This is a genomic window from Paenibacillus contaminans, assembly GCF_003285015.1.
Lineage (GTDB): Bacteria > Bacillota > Bacilli > Paenibacillales > NBRC-103111 > Paenibacillus_V > Paenibacillus_V contaminans.
Map to the genome: position 1 here is coordinate 373,313 of NZ_QMFB01000006.1, position 16,459 is coordinate 389,771.

16 protein-coding genes are annotated in these 16,459 nt (G+C 51.2%); 13 read left to right on the top strand and 3 right to left on the bottom strand.

Annotated features, from left to right (window positions below):
* The first annotated feature begins 69 nt into the window (after nt 1-69).
* The gene (gene metG / locus DQG23_RS13455) at nt 70-2,064 is read left to right on the top strand and encodes a methionine--tRNA ligase (RefSeq protein WP_113031362.1); all 1,995 of its coding nucleotides are present in this window, start codon (nt 70-72) and stop codon (nt 2,062-2,064) included.
* A gap of 27 nt (nt 2,065-2,091) precedes the next feature.
* On the opposite strand, the gene DQG23_RS13460 is transcribed toward metG, so the two are convergent.
* Nucleotides 2,092-4,200, bottom strand: coding sequence for a PAS domain-containing sensor histidine kinase (locus DQG23_RS13460; protein ID WP_113031363.1), 2,109 nt, complete (start codon nt 4,198-4,200; stop codon nt 2,092-2,094).
* 506 nt (nt 4,201-4,706) lie between these two features.
* Here DQG23_RS13460 and DQG23_RS13465 point away from each other — a divergent pair.
* The 6 genes from DQG23_RS13465 (at nt 4,707) to DQG23_RS13490 (ending at nt 10,026) form a co-directional block, all read left to right on the top strand.
* Nucleotides 4,707-5,657: a metal ABC transporter substrate-binding protein gene (locus tag DQG23_RS13465; protein WP_113031364.1), complete on the top strand. Its 951-nt coding sequence runs from the start codon at nt 4,707-4,709 to the stop codon at nt 5,655-5,657.
* Nucleotides 5,658-5,754: 97 nt separating this feature from the next.
* Nucleotides 5,755-6,522 carry a metal ABC transporter ATP-binding protein gene (locus tag DQG23_RS13470; RefSeq protein WP_113031365.1) on the top strand — a complete coding sequence of 256 codons (768 nt, stop codon included), beginning with the start codon at nt 5,755-5,757 and terminating at the stop codon, nt 6,520-6,522.
* Between the two features lie 33 nt (nt 6,523-6,555).
* On the top strand, nt 6,556-7,359 hold the full coding sequence (locus DQG23_RS13475) for a metal ABC transporter permease (RefSeq protein WP_113031366.1): 804 nt from the start codon (nt 6,556-6,558) through the stop codon (nt 7,357-7,359).
* Between the two features lie 134 nt (nt 7,360-7,493).
* Entirely contained in the window at nt 7,494-8,207 is a 714-nt protein-coding gene (locus DQG23_RS13480) for a cytochrome c biogenesis CcdA family protein (RefSeq protein WP_113031367.1), read from the top strand.
* A 269-nt stretch (nt 8,208-8,476) separates the two neighbouring features.
* Entirely contained in the window at nt 8,477-8,884 is a 408-nt protein-coding gene (gene mntR / locus DQG23_RS13485) for a transcriptional regulator MntR (RefSeq protein WP_192894588.1), read from the top strand.
* A gap of 149 nt (nt 8,885-9,033) precedes the next feature.
* Complete coding sequence (locus tag DQG23_RS13490; RefSeq protein ID WP_113031369.1) at nt 9,034-10,026, top strand: patatin-like phospholipase family protein; 993 nt, start codon at nt 9,034-9,036, stop codon at nt 10,024-10,026.
* Between the two features lie 146 nt (nt 10,027-10,172).
* On the opposite strand, the gene DQG23_RS13495 is transcribed toward DQG23_RS13490, so the two are convergent.
* Both DQG23_RS13495 and DQG23_RS13500 read right to left on the bottom strand, forming a co-directional pair.
* Nucleotides 10,173-10,457, bottom strand: coding sequence for a hypothetical protein (locus tag DQG23_RS13495; RefSeq protein ID WP_113031370.1), 285 nt, complete (start codon nt 10,455-10,457; stop codon nt 10,173-10,175).
* A gap of 158 nt (nt 10,458-10,615) precedes the next feature.
* A complete protein-coding gene (locus tag DQG23_RS13500; RefSeq protein WP_113031371.1) occupies nt 10,616-11,542 on the bottom strand; it encodes a DUF1385 domain-containing protein in 927 nt (308 codons plus the stop codon).
* A gap of 247 nt (nt 11,543-11,789) precedes the next feature.
* Here DQG23_RS13500 and DQG23_RS13505 point away from each other — a divergent pair, with 247 nt between their 5' ends.
* The 6 genes from DQG23_RS13505 to DQG23_RS13530 all read left to right on the top strand — a co-directional run bounded on the left by DQG23_RS13505 (nt 11,790) and on the right by DQG23_RS13530 (nt 16,270).
* The gene (locus DQG23_RS13505) at nt 11,790-12,278 is read left to right on the top strand and encodes a YqhR family membrane protein (protein ID WP_113031372.1); all 489 of its coding nucleotides are present in this window, start codon (nt 11,790-11,792) and stop codon (nt 12,276-12,278) included.
* Between the two features lie 136 nt (nt 12,279-12,414).
* A complete protein-coding gene (aroQ, locus tag DQG23_RS13510; RefSeq protein WP_113031373.1) occupies nt 12,415-12,858 on the top strand; it encodes a type II 3-dehydroquinate dehydratase in 444 nt (147 codons plus the stop codon).
* Nucleotides 12,859-12,900: 42 nt separating this feature from the next.
* Nucleotides 12,901-13,974, top strand: coding sequence for a M24 family metallopeptidase (locus DQG23_RS13515; protein ID WP_113031374.1), 1,074 nt, complete (start codon nt 12,901-12,903; stop codon nt 13,972-13,974).
* 76 nt (nt 13,975-14,050) lie between these two features.
* On the top strand, nt 14,051-14,608 hold the full coding sequence (efp, locus tag DQG23_RS13520) for an elongation factor P (RefSeq protein WP_113031375.1): 558 nt from the start codon (nt 14,051-14,053) through the stop codon (nt 14,606-14,608).
* Between the two features lie 127 nt (nt 14,609-14,735).
* On the top strand, nt 14,736-15,845 hold the full coding sequence (locus tag DQG23_RS13525; protein WP_113031376.1) for a serine hydrolase domain-containing protein: 1,110 nt from the start codon (nt 14,736-14,738) through the stop codon (nt 15,843-15,845).
* Nucleotides 15,846-15,973: 128 nt separating this feature from the next.
* On the top strand, nt 15,974-16,270 hold the full coding sequence (locus tag DQG23_RS13530; protein ID WP_337589399.1) for a hypothetical protein: 297 nt from the start codon (nt 15,974-15,976) through the stop codon (nt 16,268-16,270).
* The last annotated feature ends 189 nt before the right edge of the window (nt 16,271-16,459 follow it).

The following is a 16,459-nucleotide window of genomic DNA, read 5'->3' on the forward strand; positions in this document are numbered from 1 at the left end:
AGCTCTCGTCCCATAGAGGACAAGGGCTTTTTTTGTTTTTTTGCAAACCCCATACAGGAGGAATTACGAATGACTACGAAACGGAATACGTTTTATATTACGACGCCGATTTATTATCCGAGTGACAAGCTGCATATCGGCCACGCCTATACGACGGTTGCCGGAGACGCAATGGCACGCTACAAGCGGCTTCGCGGCTTCGACGTCATGTACTTGACGGGAACGGACGAGCATGGGCAAAAAATCGAGCAAAAGGCGAAGGAGAAAGGCGTAGAACCGCTTCAGTTCGTCGATCCGATCGTGGACGGCATCAAGCGCTTATGGGAGAAGCTCGAAATTTCGTACGACGATTTCATTCGCACGACGGAAGCCCGCCATACGGAGCAGGTCGCCGATATTTTTCAAAAGCTGCTCGAGCAGGACGATATTTACCTCGGCACTTACGAGGGCTGGTACTGTACGCCTTGCGAATCTTTCGTTCTGGAGCGCCAGCTGGTTGACGGCAATTGTCCGGACTGCGGACGGCCTGTCGACAAGGTGCAGGAGCAGAACTATTTCCTGCGGTTAAGCAAGTATGCGGACCGGCTTTTGCAGTATTACGAGGAAAATCCGACGTTCATCCAGCCGGAGACGCGGCGCAACGAAATGATCAGCTTTGTCAAAAGCGGGCTTGAGGATCTTGCCGTTTCGCGCAGCACGTTCGATTGGGGCATTAAAGTGCCGAACGATCCCCGGCATGTCATTTACGTATGGATCGACGCATTGTCCAACTATATTACGGCGCTTGGCTGCCGTGCTGAGGATAAATCGAAGTACGAAGCTTTCTGGCCTGCGGACGTGCATTTAGTCGGAAAGGATATTATCCGATTCCATACGATTTATTGGCCGATCATGCTGATGGCGCTCGATATTCCACTGCCGAAGAAAGTGTTTGCGCACGGCTGGTTTTTGACCAAGGAAGGCAAAATGTCCAAGTCGAAGGGGAATGTGATCGATCCGGTCGCTCTGATCGATCATTTCGGGCTTGACGCGTTCCGTTATTTTCTGCTGCGCGAGGTGCCTTTCGGCGCGGACGGCACTTTTACGCCGGAAAGCTTCATTGAACGGATCAATTTCGATCTTGCGAACGATTTGGGCAATCTCCTGAACCGGACGGTTGCGATGATCGATAAATATTTCGGCGGACATCTGCCGGCATATGTTCAGAATGCGACCGATTTTGACGGCCTGCTGACGGAGACGGCGAAAGAATCCGTGCAAAAATTCGAAGAGGCGATGGAAAGCATGGAGTTTTCCGTAGCGCTCGGCGCCATTTGGACGCTTGTCAGCCGGACGAACAAATATATCGACGAGACGCAGCCATGGGTGCTGGCAAAGGATGAAAGCAGCAAGCAGACCCTCGGTTCCGTCATGTACCACTTGGCCGAATCGCTGAGAATCGTTTCCGTTATGCTGCAGCCGTTCATGACCCGTACGCCTCAGCTCATATGGAAACAGCTCGGTATTTCGCAGGGTGAGCCGACTGCATGGGAAAGCATTCGCACGTTCGGCGCTTTGCCTGAAGGAACGCAGCTGCTTAAAGGCGACCCGATCTTCCCGCGTCTCGATGCGGAGCAGGAAATCGCGTTTATTTTGCAGTCGATGAGCGGCGGCGTCAAGGCGCCGGCGGAGCCCCGGCAGGAGGAAAGCGGCGCGAATAAAGCGCAAGCGTCCGGATCTGCGCCTGAGGAAGAGCCGAAGGAAGAAATCACAATTGACGATTTCGGCAAGGTGGAGCTTCGCGTAGCGGAAGTCATTGCCGCAGAACCGGTTCAGAAGGCGGATAAACTGCTGAAGCTGCAGCTTGATCTGGGCTACGAGCGGCGGCAGGTCGTCTCCGGCATCGCGAAATATTATACACCGGAGCAAATGGTCGGACGCAAGGTCATTTGCGTAACGAATCTAAAGCCGGTCAAGCTGCGCGGCGAGCTGTCGCAAGGTATGATTTTGGCCGCTTCGCACGGCGACCAGCTGACGCTTGCAACGGTGCCCGCCGACATGCCGAACGGTGCGGTCGTTAAATAAAGCGCAGGAGCAAACAACCCCTCCCGGTCATGGAGACATGCCGGGAGGGGTTGCTGCGTTGTTCGTATGCAGCGGAAGCTTGATGAACACGTCCGTGCCTTTGCCGACTTTGCTTTCGATGCTTACGATTCCGCGGTGCATTTCGATAATTTTTATGCTGACCATGAGCCCAAGTCCGATTCCATCCGTCTTGGTCGTGTAGAACGGCTCGCCGAGCTTCGATAAAAGCTCCTGGTCGATTCCCGCACCCTCATCGGAAATCCGAATGGATATATAGTCCGGATCCGAGGTCATAACCATTGTTAGTTTCCCGCCATACGGCATCGCTTCGATACCGTTCTCTATTAAATGAATGAATGCATGCAGCATTTGCTGCACTTCACAAGGAAACAGGTTGCCGTCGTCGGGATATTCGGCGTGGACGGCGACCTTATGCTTAGCGGCTTCGGTTTCCAGCGATACGAGCGCTTTTTTCATAAGCAGGGTTAAGTCGGTAGCCGACAGCTTCATCATATGCGGCTTCGATAAAATGATAAACTCGCTGACGATCATCTCGACCCGGTTCAGCTCCGCCATAATGATCGAGGTAAACTCGCTCAGATTGGCCGGCTGGACGCCGGATTGCAGAAGCTGCATAAAGCCTTTTACCGACGTGAGAGGATTGCGTATTTCATGCGCCAGACCTGCCGCCAATTGACCGACTACCGAAAGCTTCTCGGAGCGGAGCAGCAGCTCTTCGATGCGCTTTTCCTCCGTTATGTCTCGGAATGCAATGACATAACCTTCTTTCGAATGACTATCTATCGGGTTGACGGACAGCGATACGGGAAAGTCCGTTCCGTTCTTGCGCAGAAGAAGCGCTTCCGTCGTGTAGGGGGCTTGAAGGAAAGGCTCGGCGCCGGAAGCGGGCGTATCCTTCAACTCCCGGCGTTTGACAAAATCGTAAAACCGCTTGTTGATCGCTTCCCCCTCACTCCAGCCCAGCATGCGGAGCGCTTCCGGATTCATATATTTGCAGCTACCCGAGCTGTCGAATACGGACAGGCCGAAGCCGATATTCGACGTAATGCTGGCTAAGTGCTCAAGGGAACGAATATTGGTTTTGTAGGTCGTAACCATTCGATTAAACGATTCGATCGGCTGCTGAAGGTCGCTTGGCAAATAGTTGATCGTTTCCTGCCTGATTTGGTAGTCGTAATGGCCTTTCAACATTTTTTCCGTTCCCTCGGCAAATATTTGCAAGGGCTTGCGAAACCGGTTCCACAACAACGTGCTGAGAAAGAGAAGACAGACGAGTCCGATGCATAGTGAAAGCAAATTGAAAATAAATCCGTTTCGCCAAAACGGCGGGATTCTCGAGTTCTCCATACTGGAAATCAAATAGAAGGGCTTATCGCCGACTTTCTCGGAGTAGCCGATCATATGGCGGCCGAGCCCGTCCACGTATTCCTGCAATCCCGGCTCTCCCCCGCGAAGCATGCTGAAGGTGTCTGCTGTATGGGATACGTCGGACTTTTCCGAGCCCGCTACCCATTTGCCTTGCTCGTTGACGAGGTAAATCGACAAATTCGATTTTCGGCCAAACTTCTCCATCATCAGCTCGATACTGGAAAAGCCGATTCTAGCAAAAACGACGCCGTCAAACTTTCCTTCCTTGTCCATTACGGGGGAAGAGACGAGCATGAGACGTTCACCAGTAGCCGGACTAATTTCAAGCTCGTCGGAAAACCAGATGCCGGATTTCGTGTGGCTGAACAACGGCATGCCGCTGACATTGCTCGGACAGCTGGGAAGGGTGCATAGCAGCACATCCCCGTTCCGGTCGGCTACGCCGCTGCCTTTAAAGCCGCTGCTCATGCTTCCGGTATTCGGCTGCCGGGTCGATATCGCTGCGCTGGAGGAGAACATCGTCGAGAATGTTCTAATCGCTCTGAATTTCTCCGTTAACCAGTTATCGATATATGCCTGTTCGACCATCATCAGCTGTTCCATTTGATCGATGGACTGCTTGCGTGAAACATCGTATGAATTCAGCGTGATCGGAACCAGCGTCATCAGTACAAAGCATATGACGGACAGCAAGATCCACTTGCGGATGATGCCGCTGAATTTTTTGTGAGCAATCTTGTTTCCCATAGTTTTGGCTTCACCGACCACATCATAGTGCAAACGAAGAAAAGCCCAGGTTAACGCCTACCGGCTTCTTTGACGATGGCGTATACCGAGGCCCGGAGCTGTTACTACGAAATGTTTACTGATAGTCCAAGGATAAGCCGCTATACCGTCTTGACGGCGGCGCGCTTACCGGGAAGTCGAATGATCAACGGAGGATACACGTTAAGAGACTTAAAAAACATGATGAGACGTTTGCCCCGGTGAAAAAAAAGGAAAGGTATGATCATCAGACGCTCTATAATATTTTCGACGAAATACCACAAATTCCTTTTGATGGAAACGAAAAGTTTTTATGTGCTGCCTGCAGTCGGTGTTTTTTTGGGGATTATAGGGCTGCCGGTTCTTTTTTTGGGAATCAAATCGTAAATATTATTATTAGTATTGACAAAGCATCCTATCGGCTTCTATAATCAGCTTGTAAATAATTATTATTACGATTTGCAAGATTCGGAAAGGAATGTTATCGGATGAAAAAAGGGTTGCTGGCTTCCGTATTTTTAAGCGTTACCGTTTTGCTGGCCGGATGCGGAAGCGGTTCTCAAGCGGATTTGGTAGAAGGCAAAACGAATGTGATGACGAGCTTTTATCCGTTATATGATTTTTCTCAAAAAATAGGCGGCGATCATGTGAATGTCATCAATCTCGTTCCGGCGGGCGTTGAGCCGCATGACTGGACGCCGAAAAGCAAAGACGTCAGCATGATGACGAAAGCGGAGCTGTTCGTCTATCAAGGCGCAGGCTTCGAGGGCTGGGTGGAAGACTTCCTAGGAAGTCTGAAAGATTCGAAGCTGAAAATCGTCGAGGCGAGCCAAGGCGTTACATTGATAGAAGGCGAACACGAAGAGAGCCAAGACGGACACGATCACGAAAAGAAAGACGACGGTCACGGCGATTCGCATATCGACCCCCATGCTTGGTTGAGTCCGGCCAATGCCAAAAAAATGGCGGAGAACATCAAGAACGGTCTCGTTGAAGCGGATCCATCGCATAAAGCCGATTTTGAAGCCAATTACAAGCAATTCGCGGAAAAGCTAGATAAGCTGGACCAAAAATACCGCGAAGCCATCTCGAAGGTAACGCGCAAGGAAATTGTCGTATCGCACCAAGCATTCGGCTACTTGGCTCACGACTACGGCTTAACGCAAAAAGCGATTATGGGGCTGGCGCCCGACGCCGAGCCGACAGCGCAAGATCTGAAGAAAATCAACGATTTCGTCAAGCAAAATCAGGTGAAGGTCATATTCTTCGAGGAGCTCGTCTCGGATAAGCTTGCCAAGACGCTTGCCAAGGATGCGGGTATCGAAACGCTCGTTTTGAATCCGCTGGAGGGGCTAACGAAGGAACAGGAAAAGGCCGGCGACGATTATATTTCCGTTATGGAAGCCAATTTGCAAAATCTGCTTAAAGCGTTACAATAAGAAATAAAATGTACGAGTTCAATCGGGCTACTCGTCAAAGTCGGTTATCGGCTTTGCGGCGTTGCCCTTCTTTTGCGGAAATGGGGGGAGACGACGGATGACGGACAACTGCCATCAGCATGTCGTTACATTAGAGGATGTCTCGTTCTCATACGAGCAGCGCCCGGTTATTAACGGGCTTAATTTTGCGGTGCTTCAGCGCGATTTCGTCGGACTTGTCGGCAGCAACGGCGCGGGCAAAACGACTTTGCTCAGGATGATCGTCGGGCTCGCCAAGCCGGACCGCGGGCAGATCAAGCTGTTCGGAGAGCCGCTGAACCGGTTTAAGGACTGGGAGCGGATCGGCTACGTACCGCAAAAAAACGCTTTTAACCCGCTGTTCCCGGCGACGGTTCATGAGGTCGTGATGTCGGGGCTTTACGGAAGAAAGACGATGTTCCGCAGAATGACCCGAAACGACAGCAAACGGTGTGACGAAGCGCTGGAGGTCATGAATATATCGGATTTAGCCGGCAAACGGATCGGCCAATTGTCCGGAGGCCAGCAGCAGCGCGTTTTTTTGGCCCGTGCGCTGATCAACAATCCGGATTTGCTCGTGCTGGACGAACCGACGGTGGGCATCGATACGGAAACGCAGGAAGGCTTTTTCCATATGATCAGGCATATGCATCTTCATCATCGGATCACGTTCTTGATGGTGTCGCATGATCTCGATATGCTGAAATCGTATCTCGGCACCGAACCGCAGCAGCAGAGCGGCAAATTGAAGTTTTACGTGAAGCATACCCACGAGCCGGAAAACTGCGAAGAAACGGGTTTGTCGCATTCGCTCACCGGGCTGCGCGAAATGGTCGAAGTCCTGTAAACTGCAATACCATAGGTAAGGGAGAGAATTGGATTGGATATATTTTCCGAGCTGTTTTTTCAGCGCGCGCTGCTTGGCGGAGCGCTGATCGGCTTGATGGCGCCATTAATGGGCGTTTTTCTCGTTTTACGAAGACTCTCGATGATCGGAGACACGCTTGCCCACGTTTCGATCGCCGGAGTAGCGCTTGGTTTTCTCATTAATTTTTACCCGCTGGGCGTCGGTCTCGTATTCGCGCTGCTCGCATCGTTTGCGATCGAACGGCTGCGGAAGGCGTACAAAACATATGCGGAGCTGTCGATCGCCATCATCATGAGCGGAGGCGTCGCGCTGGCCTCACTGCTTTTCACGATGGGCAAAGGGTTTAGCGTCAACGTAACGAGCTATTTATTCGGCAGCATCTATACGCTGGACAATGTTGATCTGTATCTGATGATCGGCGTGACGATTCTTGTAACGGGCTTCGTACTATTGAATTATAAAGAAATGTTTCTGTTGTTTTTCGACGAAGATGCCGCAGGCGTGAGCGGACTGCCGCTTCGCTTCTACAATATCGCCATCACGATGCTGACGGCGCTCGTCATTAGCGTGGCCATCAAGATCGTCGGCGCTTTGCTCGTATCCGCGCTGCTGACGATTCCGGTTGCCGCCAGCCTGGTCATCGCCCGAAGCTTCAAGCATTCGGTTTTCATGTCCGTATTGTTTGCAGAAGTATCGGCCATCGGAGGACTTGTAATCGCAGGCCTGTGGAACCTGGCGCCGGGCGGTACCGTGGTAATGCTGTTGATTGCGATGCTAATCGGAACGCTTACGTATAAGGTCAGTTTTCGATCATGATCCTGCAAGATTTACAGGCATGAACACAAATGTTCTCAAGGTTGTCATATTTCATCCGATACAATGCCGTTTCTACGATATATCATAAGAATAATCGGGATTAAACGCTCGCTTCTTCAGAGTGGAGGGGTTTGATGAGTCAAGTTAACATATGGATCGCATTCGGCGCCGGTCTCGCTTCCTTTATCTCGCCATGCTGTCTGCCGTTATATCCGTCTTATTTATCGTATATGACAGGTATTTCAGTCAATCAGCTGAAGCAGGGCGGGCAAAAAAAAGACGCGAGATTCGCGGTAATGATGCATTCCTTGTTTTTCATTATCGGATTTTCGCTCGTCTTCATTTTGTTCGGGCTTGGCGCAGGGATGCTGTCCGATCTGCTGATCGACCATAAAAATTTGGTCAGACAAATAGCGGCGCTGCTTATTTTGCTTATGGGTTTATTTATGCTCGGTATTTTCCAGCCGCAGTTTCTGATGCGGGAACGCAAGCTGCAGCTGAAATGGAAGCCGGCCGGCTATTTGGGCTCGACTGTAATCGGAATGGGCTTCGCGGCAGGCTGGTCGCCATGCGTAGGTCCGATTTTGTCCGCTATTTTGGCTTTGGCCGCATCCGAGCAGGGGAGCTGGCTTTCGCTTATGCTCGCGTATTCGCTAGGCTTCGCCGTGCCGTTTTTCATCTTGGCTTTTTTTATCGGCACGACCAAATGGATCCTTCGATATTCCAATATGCTGATGAAAATCGGCGGCGCGATTATGATCGTTATCGCAATTCTGTTGTACACCGATCAAATGACGCAAATTACGATCTGGTTCAACGAACGGACGCCGGAATGGCTTAAGTTTTGAGTACATAGCTTAGAATAACAGGCATGTCGGACATCCCTGCCGCAGCGGCGTTTCTCGGATGACCGTCATGCTTTTCCATTCGGCGCGGTTCATGCGGACTTGCTTTCCGCGAGTCAAATGGTTTATCATACTAAATGTGCTTGCCGACGTTACCCGATATCGGTTTAAGGATTATGCCGACGGAATGCTCGACGTAAACAAGCGATTAGATGAGGGTTTTATGTCACAAGGAAAGACGAGGAGGGGAATCGGTGGTAGCGACACCAAGCATGGAAGACTATTTGGAGCGAATCTACCGGCTCATCGATGCGAAGGGATACGCCCGAGTGTCCGATATCGCAGAAGGGCTTGAAGTGCATCCCTCTTCCGTAACGAAAATGATCCAGAAGCTCGATAAGGACAACTATCTCGTTTATGAAAAATATCGCGGCCTTGTCCTTACATCCAAGGGCAAAAAGATAGGCAAACGCCTTGTAGATCGACATCATTTGCTGGAGCAATTTTTGACGACAATCGGCGTTCAGGAGGAAAATATTTATAAGGACGTCGAAGGGATCGAGCATCATTTAAGCTGGGATTCGATCACCTGCATCGAAACGCTTGTCGAATTTTTTCGGAGAGATCCGCAGCGTCTGCAGGAGCTGAGAAACATACACGGCGAGCTGAACGCCGAATAAACGATACGCATCCTTCATCCGGGATGCGTATCGTTTTTTTTTGTGCAGGGACATCTACCCGAGAGGATACGGCTTAATTGTTGAGGGTATATGGACAAGCCGCAGCCGCATACATACAACTAAAGCCTTATGTGCGAAGAGGTGGAAGCGTGCGGGTTAATGCGGTGTTCGAAGGCGGCGGAGTAAAAGCGATCGGTCTGGCAGGCGCCGTTCATGAAGCGCAGAGAAGAGGCGTGTTATTCGGCCGCGTGGCCGGCACGTCGTCGGGAGCCATCATTGCGGCGCTGCTGGCGGCGGGTTATACCGGGGAGGAAATGCGGCAAATTATGCAGGAGACGCCGTTCCAGTCGTTCATTAAACAATCGTGGCTGTTTCGCATCAAATGGATCGGGCCCGCCATACGTTTGCTTGTCAAGAAAGGGTTGTATTCGGGCGATCCGCTTGAGAAATGGATATTCGAGCTGCTGGCTTGCAAAGGCGTGAGGACGTTCGGCGACCTTAAGCCCAAGCAGCTGAAAATAATAGCGTCCGATATATCGCGGGGAAGACTGCTCGTACTCCCGGACGATATAGCGCAGTACGGCATCGATCCGAAAAAGCTTACCGTCGCCAGAGCGATCAGAATGAGCACGAGCATTCCTTATTTTTTCGAACCCGTTATCTTGCGCCGGCTCGGCAAGCAAAAGCTGACGATGAAAACATCTCAGAACAGAACGGTCGATCTAACCTCGATCTATATCGTTGACGGCGGCATACTGAGCAACTTTCCGCTATGGCTGTTCGACAAAGAGGAGCATGATTCGGAAGGTGATCCGACGCTCGGCTTCCAGCTTGTAGGACGCGGAGAGAATGAACCCAAAAAAATAATCGGACCGCTTACGATGTTTCAAGCTTTATTTACGACGATGATGGATGCGCATGACGAACGTTATATCGAAGAACATAAGGTTTTCCGTACGATAAAAATCCCTTCGCTCGGCGTGCATACGACGGATTTTTCCATCAGCCCGGAAATGAGCAGGCGGCTTTTCGATGCAGGCGTGATGGCTGCGGGCAAATATTTGGAGAAATGGAATGCCGAGCAATATTGGACCATGTGCAGCAAGTGGAATTTGCGGACGGGAAAGCCGCGCAAGGTTTAATTCAAATATATTTTGCATAACAAGCGCTTCTATTTCAACGGTAAACGCGCATGTCCCAAAGGTCCTTGTGACAAAAAAATCCGCTGCGCGAAACATTCGTTTCGGCGGCGGATTTTTGACGATCCCGCTAGAAGCTGTTCGTACTTTTAATGGTATTTCGGCGGTTCCTCGTCGTCTTGCTTATTTCCTTGAATGACGCGAAACGTGACGTTTCGTTTGGGCGGCTTCGGCTTCATTTTGAATGCCGTGTTCGTGCCGTAAGGCTTTCGCTTAAAACTGGACGGCGGAAACTTGTAGAGCAGGAATATGACGGCTAATACGACAAGCGGAATCAAAAACCGGCCGGGATTGTTGACAAGTCCGGAAAGCAGACCGATTGCAAGAAGCACCAGGATTGCGATCGTAAATGCGTTATAGCGGCGGTATCTCATCGTAAGCCCCCCTCATACGAAAGTCGTAACGATCTTCTCAACGGCTCGGAAAGTGTAACTCCGCTGATTGTTCGATTTCCCGGTAATTGCGTATCCCCATAAGCATTATGCTTATGCCGCTTTCTCCGAAAGCGTTAGGACGGTGAAGCCGCTTCCCCTTAACTTGCCTTCTGAATTTGACGATCCAGTTCGCGCATTCTTTCGAAAGAAGCGATGGACACCTCGACCTGCGAATCCTCCGGCTGCTTGGTCGTCAGAAGCTGCAGCCATAACCCCGGATAACCAAGAAAGCGGAGCACAGGCGTATCGCGAAGCATATTCGTAAAGCGCAAAGCTTCATACGAGACTCCGATTACAACAGGGAGCAGGATGAGCCGTTGAACGACACGCTCCATTAATGTATCGTATGGAACGAATGAATAAATGATGACACCGATCAGCACCGTAAGTACGATGAAGCTGCTGCCGCACCGGTAATGCAGCGTGTTGAACTTCTGGACGTTGCGGACGGTCAGCTCCACGCCGGCTTCATAAGCGCTGATCACTTTGTGCTCGGCGCCGTGATACTGAAACAACCGTTTTACGACCGGAGTGAGCGATATCAGATAAATATAGCCAAGCAAAAATACGATTTTGATGATTCCCTCGATGAGATTATGCAGGACGCGATTGTCAAAATGATTGCGGAACAGCAAATCCTCGATCACGGCCGGGATGAGCGTAAACGCCACCTTCCCGAAAATAAACGACAAGACTCCGGCAACCGCTACGCCGACGATCATCGTCAAACTAAATCCGGAGGATTGCTGCTTCGGCTCGCCTTCTTCCTCGGCAAAAACCTCGGCGGAGAAGTTCAGATGCCGTGCGCCTTTGGCGCTTGCTTCGACAATCGCGACGATTCCGCGGATAAAAGGAATTTTCTTGAGCTTGGCGACCCAAGCCTTTTCCGTTTTGGGCACTTCCAGGAACGTAATCTCCTGATCGGATTTGCGGCGGACAGCCGTAACATGCACCTTTTGGCCGGCAAACATAACGCCTTCTATTACTGCCTGTCCTCCGTAAACCGCATTGTTCGTTTGCGACATCGGTTCACCTTCCACGAATGATTGTTTGTTTTCCGACCTTATTATATTGTAACGAATTAAACGCTTCTTTGCCACTACAGATCATCGGTGCCGTCGAAGGCTGCCAATATGCGCGGGACAAAGCCCGATTCCGTTTACAGAAACCGCAACCGGCGCATACTAAGTACATTCGGGCGACTGCCGCAAACGTTATTCAGGCAATCGCTGCCGCCGGCTTCGATAGATAAGCGGAGAGGGGGAATGAAAGATGCAAAGCCGCAAAAACAGGGCTGACAAAAAAAGTGGAACGAACCCGTATTTGTTCTCGTTATATATCGGCTTTTTTGCGGGATTGATCTGGGGAGGGTTAAAGCTTGTCGAGTATTTAATGAAGTTTACGACGATCGTGCCGGGATTTTTGCTGAATCCGTTCGTCAGGCTATCTTACTTGAAAACATGGCAAGGTCTAATTGTCGGCTGGCTTAGTTTTATCGTATTTTCGATGATAGCCGCGCTGCTCTACGGATGGTTGATGCGCAAAATGTCAGGTCCGTGGTACGGCTTCGGCTACGGGGTTTTCTGGTGGGGCGTGTTATATTTGCTCATCGGTCCGTTTACGGGGATGGTTCCTTCGGTTACGAAGATGGATGCGAACACTTTTTTTACGGATGTTTGCTTGTTTGTGCTCTGGGGCTTGTTTATCGGTTATTCCATTTCCATGGAATTCACCGACGAACGCAACCGCGAGCCCGTTTAATCCGTTCTCCCGCAAAAAAAAGTTCTCAAACCTTGCCGGTATGTGGTAAAATGTCTACGGTAAATTATCCTCGCGGTGAGTAACGCAGTTAGCGTTCGCTGCATCGCATGGAGGAACGGGTTAGGGAGCTGCGATGATGAAAAACATTCTCGTTCTGCACGGGCCGAATCTGAATATGCTCGGGATTCGCGAGCCGGGCGTTTACGGCAATACGGGATTGCCGGCGATAAACGAAAAGCTTCAGAAGCTTGCCGACAAGCTGTCGTTCACTTTGGATATTTTCCAATCGAACCATGAGGGCGAGTTGATCGACCGCATTCACGGGGCGTTCGGCGTCAAAGACGGCATTCTGATCAACCCGGGAGCTTTCACGCATTACAGCTACGCGATTCGCGATGCGCTCAGCGCTGTAAGCTTGCCGATCGTCGAAGTGCATTTATCGAATATTCACAAACGGGAATCGTTTCGTCACGTTTCCGTTACGGCGCCTGTCGTAATTGGACAAATCGCCGGCTTCGGTCCTTATAGCTACGAGCTGGGGCTGCTTGCGCTTCACGAGCATTTGCAATCGCCGGCTTAAGTGCGCGAAGAACCTCTACAAACCGAAAGGAATGGTGACGGTATGGAACGGAGACTGCAAGGCGTCAGAAAAGCGCTCGAACAATTGAAGCTTGACGCTCTCTTCATCACGAACAGCTACAACCGCCGTTATTTGACCGGGTTTACAGGGTCCGCAGGTTATGTGCTGATTACTGCCGATACGGCTGTGCTGCTGACGGATTTCCGTTATACGGAGCAGGCTGCGAAGCAAGCGGCTGCAGGCTTCCAAGTCGAGCAGTTTGCGGGCAAGCCGATCGTTTGGGTTAAGGATCAGCTGCAAAAGCGGGGGATTACGAGCCTAGGGTTCGAGCAAGACGACGTGACTTATGCTACATATGCCTCGTATTCAGCAGATTTGGAAGGGATCCGCCTTGTGCCGACCGACAAAGTTGTCGAGACGCTGCGCATGATAAAAGACGAATCCGAGATAGCCGTCATCGAGCAAGCGGCGGATTTGGCCGATCGGACATTCGAACATATTCTGACAATCGCTAAGCCTGGCGTATCCGAACGCGACCTTGCGCTGGAAATCGAGATGTTTGTCCGGAGGAACGGCGCTTCCGGCACCTCCTTCGACACGATCGTCGCCTCGGGAGAACGTTCTGCGCTTCCGCATGGCGTGGCAAGCGATCGAAAGCTGCAAGCGAACGAATTCATGAAGCTGGATTTCGGCGCGCTGTATGAAGGATATTGTTCGGATCTTACCCGTACCGTCTGCATCGGCAAAGCTTCAGACAAGCATAAGGAAATTCACGGAATCGTACTCGAAGCTCATCGGAACGTGCTGGCCCATTTGAAGCCCGGCATGACCGGAGTCGAAGCGGATAGTCTTGCGCGGGACATTATTGCAAAGGCTGGCTACGGCGACAATTTCGGTCATAGCCTCGGCCACGGCATCGGGCTTTATATTCATGAGGCGCCTACACTTTCCCAGCGCAGCGATACCGTCTTGCAGCCTGGGATGGTCGTGACGGTGGAGCCGGGTATTTATTTGCCGGGCTTCGGCGGCGTCCGCATCGAGAACGATGTGGTCATTACCGAGAGCGGAATTCGCGTCATTACGCATTCCCCTACGGAACTGTTGGAAATCGGCTGACGTCATCGGTTTGTTCGTTCGTTGACTGCTGCTTTCGAATTATACATTTTTATGAACCAATCAGGAGGGTACCTTAGTGATTTCAGTTAACGATTTTAAAACGGGTCTTACAATCGAAGTAGATAACGACATTTTTACGGTTCTTGATTTTCAACACGTAAAACCGGGCAAAGGCGCTGCATTCGTGCGCTCGAAGCTGAAAAACCTGCGTAACGGCAACACCGTCGAAAAAACGTTCCGCGCCGGCGAGAACGTAGGCCGCGCTCATGTGGAGAACCGTCAAACGCAATACTTGTACAACAGCGGTTCCGAGTACACGTTCATGGACACTGAAACTTACGACCAATTCAATTTGGAAGTGAAACAGCTGGAATGGGAAGTCAACTTCCTGAAGGAAAATATGAACGTCAACATCGCTAGCTACCAAGGCGAAATTATCGGCATTACGCTGCCGAACAGCATCGATCTGAAAGTCGTTGAGACCGAGCCGGGCATCAAAGGCAACACGGCTACAGGCGCAACGAAAAATGCGGTTGTAGAGACAGGCCTTAGCGTGCAAGTGCCTCTTTTCATCAACGAAGGCGATGTACTGCTGATCGACACGCGTGAAGGAAAATACATTTCCCGCGCATAAACGAATCTCTTCATGCCATAAAACAGCTCCCGTCTCCCTTTAACAAGGTGAACGGGAGCTTTTATTCACATTAGGGAAACTTTCTTTACGCTTGCGGTTCATTCGGATTATTAAAGGAGCGGCAGCTATGCGAAGACAGATAAAGGAAACGGATCACTCGCTCACCTTCGATCCCGAACGATTAAACGCAGCCTGGAAGGTGATCGATACTGAAATCGAGCGCGGAGTCATTCCGGGCGCTTCGGCCGCCGTCACCTTGAACGGCCGTCGCTTCTTCTACACGTCGGGCGTGAGACATAAAATCGGCGAGGCAAACCCGCTTGTAACGGCCGATACGATCTATGACTGCGCTTCTTTGACGAAAGTTGTCGTCACGCTTCCTTTGGCCCTCATGCTGATAGATGAAGGGCTGATTGATTTGGAGCAGCCGGTTGCAGACATTTGGCCTTCGTTTGCTGCAGGCGGCAAAGGGACTATAACGATCCGCCAATTGCTGACGCATACGTCCGGTTTGCCGTCGTATGCAGTGCCGGCGAAATTAGGCAAGGAGAAGGAAGGCATTCTTGCCGGGATTTGCGGGCTAGAGAAAACCTATGAGTCGGGCACGCGAACGGTTTATAGCTGTCTCGGCTTTATCACGCTCGGCCGGATCGTTGAAATCGTAACGGGTCAGCGGTTGGAGGAGGCGGCAGCGCGGCGAATATTTCAGCCGCTCGGGATGACGTCCAGCGGTTACATGCCGGCAGAGGGCATGCTTTCTCGAATTGCCGCAACCGAGCTAGATCCCGCTTCGGGTGAATTTCGCCGCGGGTTCGTACATGACGAGCTTGCAGCCGCTCTCGGCGGCGTCAGCGGCAATGCCGGCTTATTCGCTACGGCGGAGGACTTGCTATCATACGGAGAGCTTTGGCTGTGCGGCGGGATGTCGGATAACGGCCGGCTTCTGTCGCAGGCCGCCGTCTCGAAGGCGGTTCGCAGCCATACGTTGCAAATTCCGAACGCCAGCCGTGGGTTGGGCTGGGTGCTGCGAGGGGATTCGAGCGATGCGGGCGGCGACTGGTTGTCCGATAGCTCGTACGGTCATACCGGCTTTACCGGAACGAGCTTATGGGTCGACCCCGAGCGCGAGCTCGTCGTCGTCCTCTTGACGAACCGCGTACATTTTGGTAGAAACCAGTCAATCGCAAGGCTTCGGATTCGCCTTCATAACGCGATCGCCGCGGCGGTCGTCGAATAAATATTTTGTAAAAGGTATTGCCAACAACTTCAGAATGAAGTAAATTATTGGTTGGAATGTGTCGAAAAAGTGAACATCTTGTCCGATAAGCGCAGTCCAGCCAATATGTAATAAGGAAGTGATTGTTTATGAACATGCAGGTCAACCCGAACGGATATCCGCAAACGCATGATCCGAACTGGGGGAAGCCGGTCGCGCCGGTAATGATGGTCAAGGACTGGCTGATCGTGAGCCTCATCATGATCATTCCGTTAGTAAACATTATCATGTTGTTCGTCTGGGCTTTCGGCGACGGGACGAATCCCAACAAGCGAAATTATTGCAGAGCCGCATTGATCATGTTTGCGATTCTTCTTGGCCTTTACCTCCTTATTTTTATCGCTCTGGCAAGCGTAATCGCCGGTCTGGGAACCGTCGAGTACTAGAAGGGCGGCCAAACGAGGATCTGAGCGTGAAACGCAGTTCATTCCTCAATTAGCGGGTTGTCCCTAAGGTAGAGCGGAATGAAACGGCCCGTATTTGCAAAGAAGCTTCCAAAACCACTCCTAAAGGAGGCCACTGAAAAAGTCCCGTTATCTAAAGAGGTACTGTAGCTCAATTCTATTGAGGGAGCA

Bases quoted from the DNA above. Each gene is read 5' to 3' on its own strand.
- metG (WP_113031362.1), top strand. From the start codon at position 70: ATGACTACGAAACGGAATACGTTTTATATTACGACGCCGATTTATTAT.
- DQG23_RS13460 (WP_113031363.1), bottom strand. From the start codon at position 4,200: ATGGGAAACAAGATTGCTCACAAAAAATTCAGCGGCATCATCCGCAAG.
- DQG23_RS13465 (WP_113031364.1), top strand. From the start codon at position 4,707: ATGAAAAAAGGGTTGCTGGCTTCCGTATTTTTAAGCGTTACCGTTTTG.
- DQG23_RS13470 (WP_113031365.1), top strand. From the start codon at position 5,755: ATGACGGACAACTGCCATCAGCATGTCGTTACATTAGAGGATGTCTCG.
- DQG23_RS13480 (WP_113031367.1), top strand. From the start codon at position 7,494: ATGAGTCAAGTTAACATATGGATCGCATTCGGCGCCGGTCTCGCTTCC.
- mntR (WP_192894588.1), top strand. From the start codon at position 8,477: ATGGAAGACTATTTGGAGCGAATCTACCGGCTCATCGATGCGAAGGGA.
- DQG23_RS13495 (WP_113031370.1), bottom strand. From the start codon at position 10,457: ATGAGATACCGCCGCTATAACGCATTTACGATCGCAATCCTGGTGCTT.
- DQG23_RS13500 (WP_113031371.1), bottom strand. From the start codon at position 11,542: ATGTCGCAAACGAACAATGCGGTTTACGGAGGACAGGCAGTAATAGAA.
- DQG23_RS13505 (WP_113031372.1), top strand. From the start codon at position 11,790: ATGCAAAGCCGCAAAAACAGGGCTGACAAAAAAAGTGGAACGAACCCG.
- aroQ (WP_113031373.1), top strand. From the start codon at position 12,415: ATGAAAAACATTCTCGTTCTGCACGGGCCGAATCTGAATATGCTCGGG.
- DQG23_RS13515 (WP_113031374.1), top strand. From the start codon at position 12,901: ATGGAACGGAGACTGCAAGGCGTCAGAAAAGCGCTCGAACAATTGAAG.
- DQG23_RS13525 (WP_113031376.1), top strand. From the start codon at position 14,736: ATGCGAAGACAGATAAAGGAAACGGATCACTCGCTCACCTTCGATCCC.
- DQG23_RS13530 (WP_337589399.1), top strand. From the start codon at position 15,974: ATGAACATGCAGGTCAACCCGAACGGATATCCGCAAACGCATGATCCG.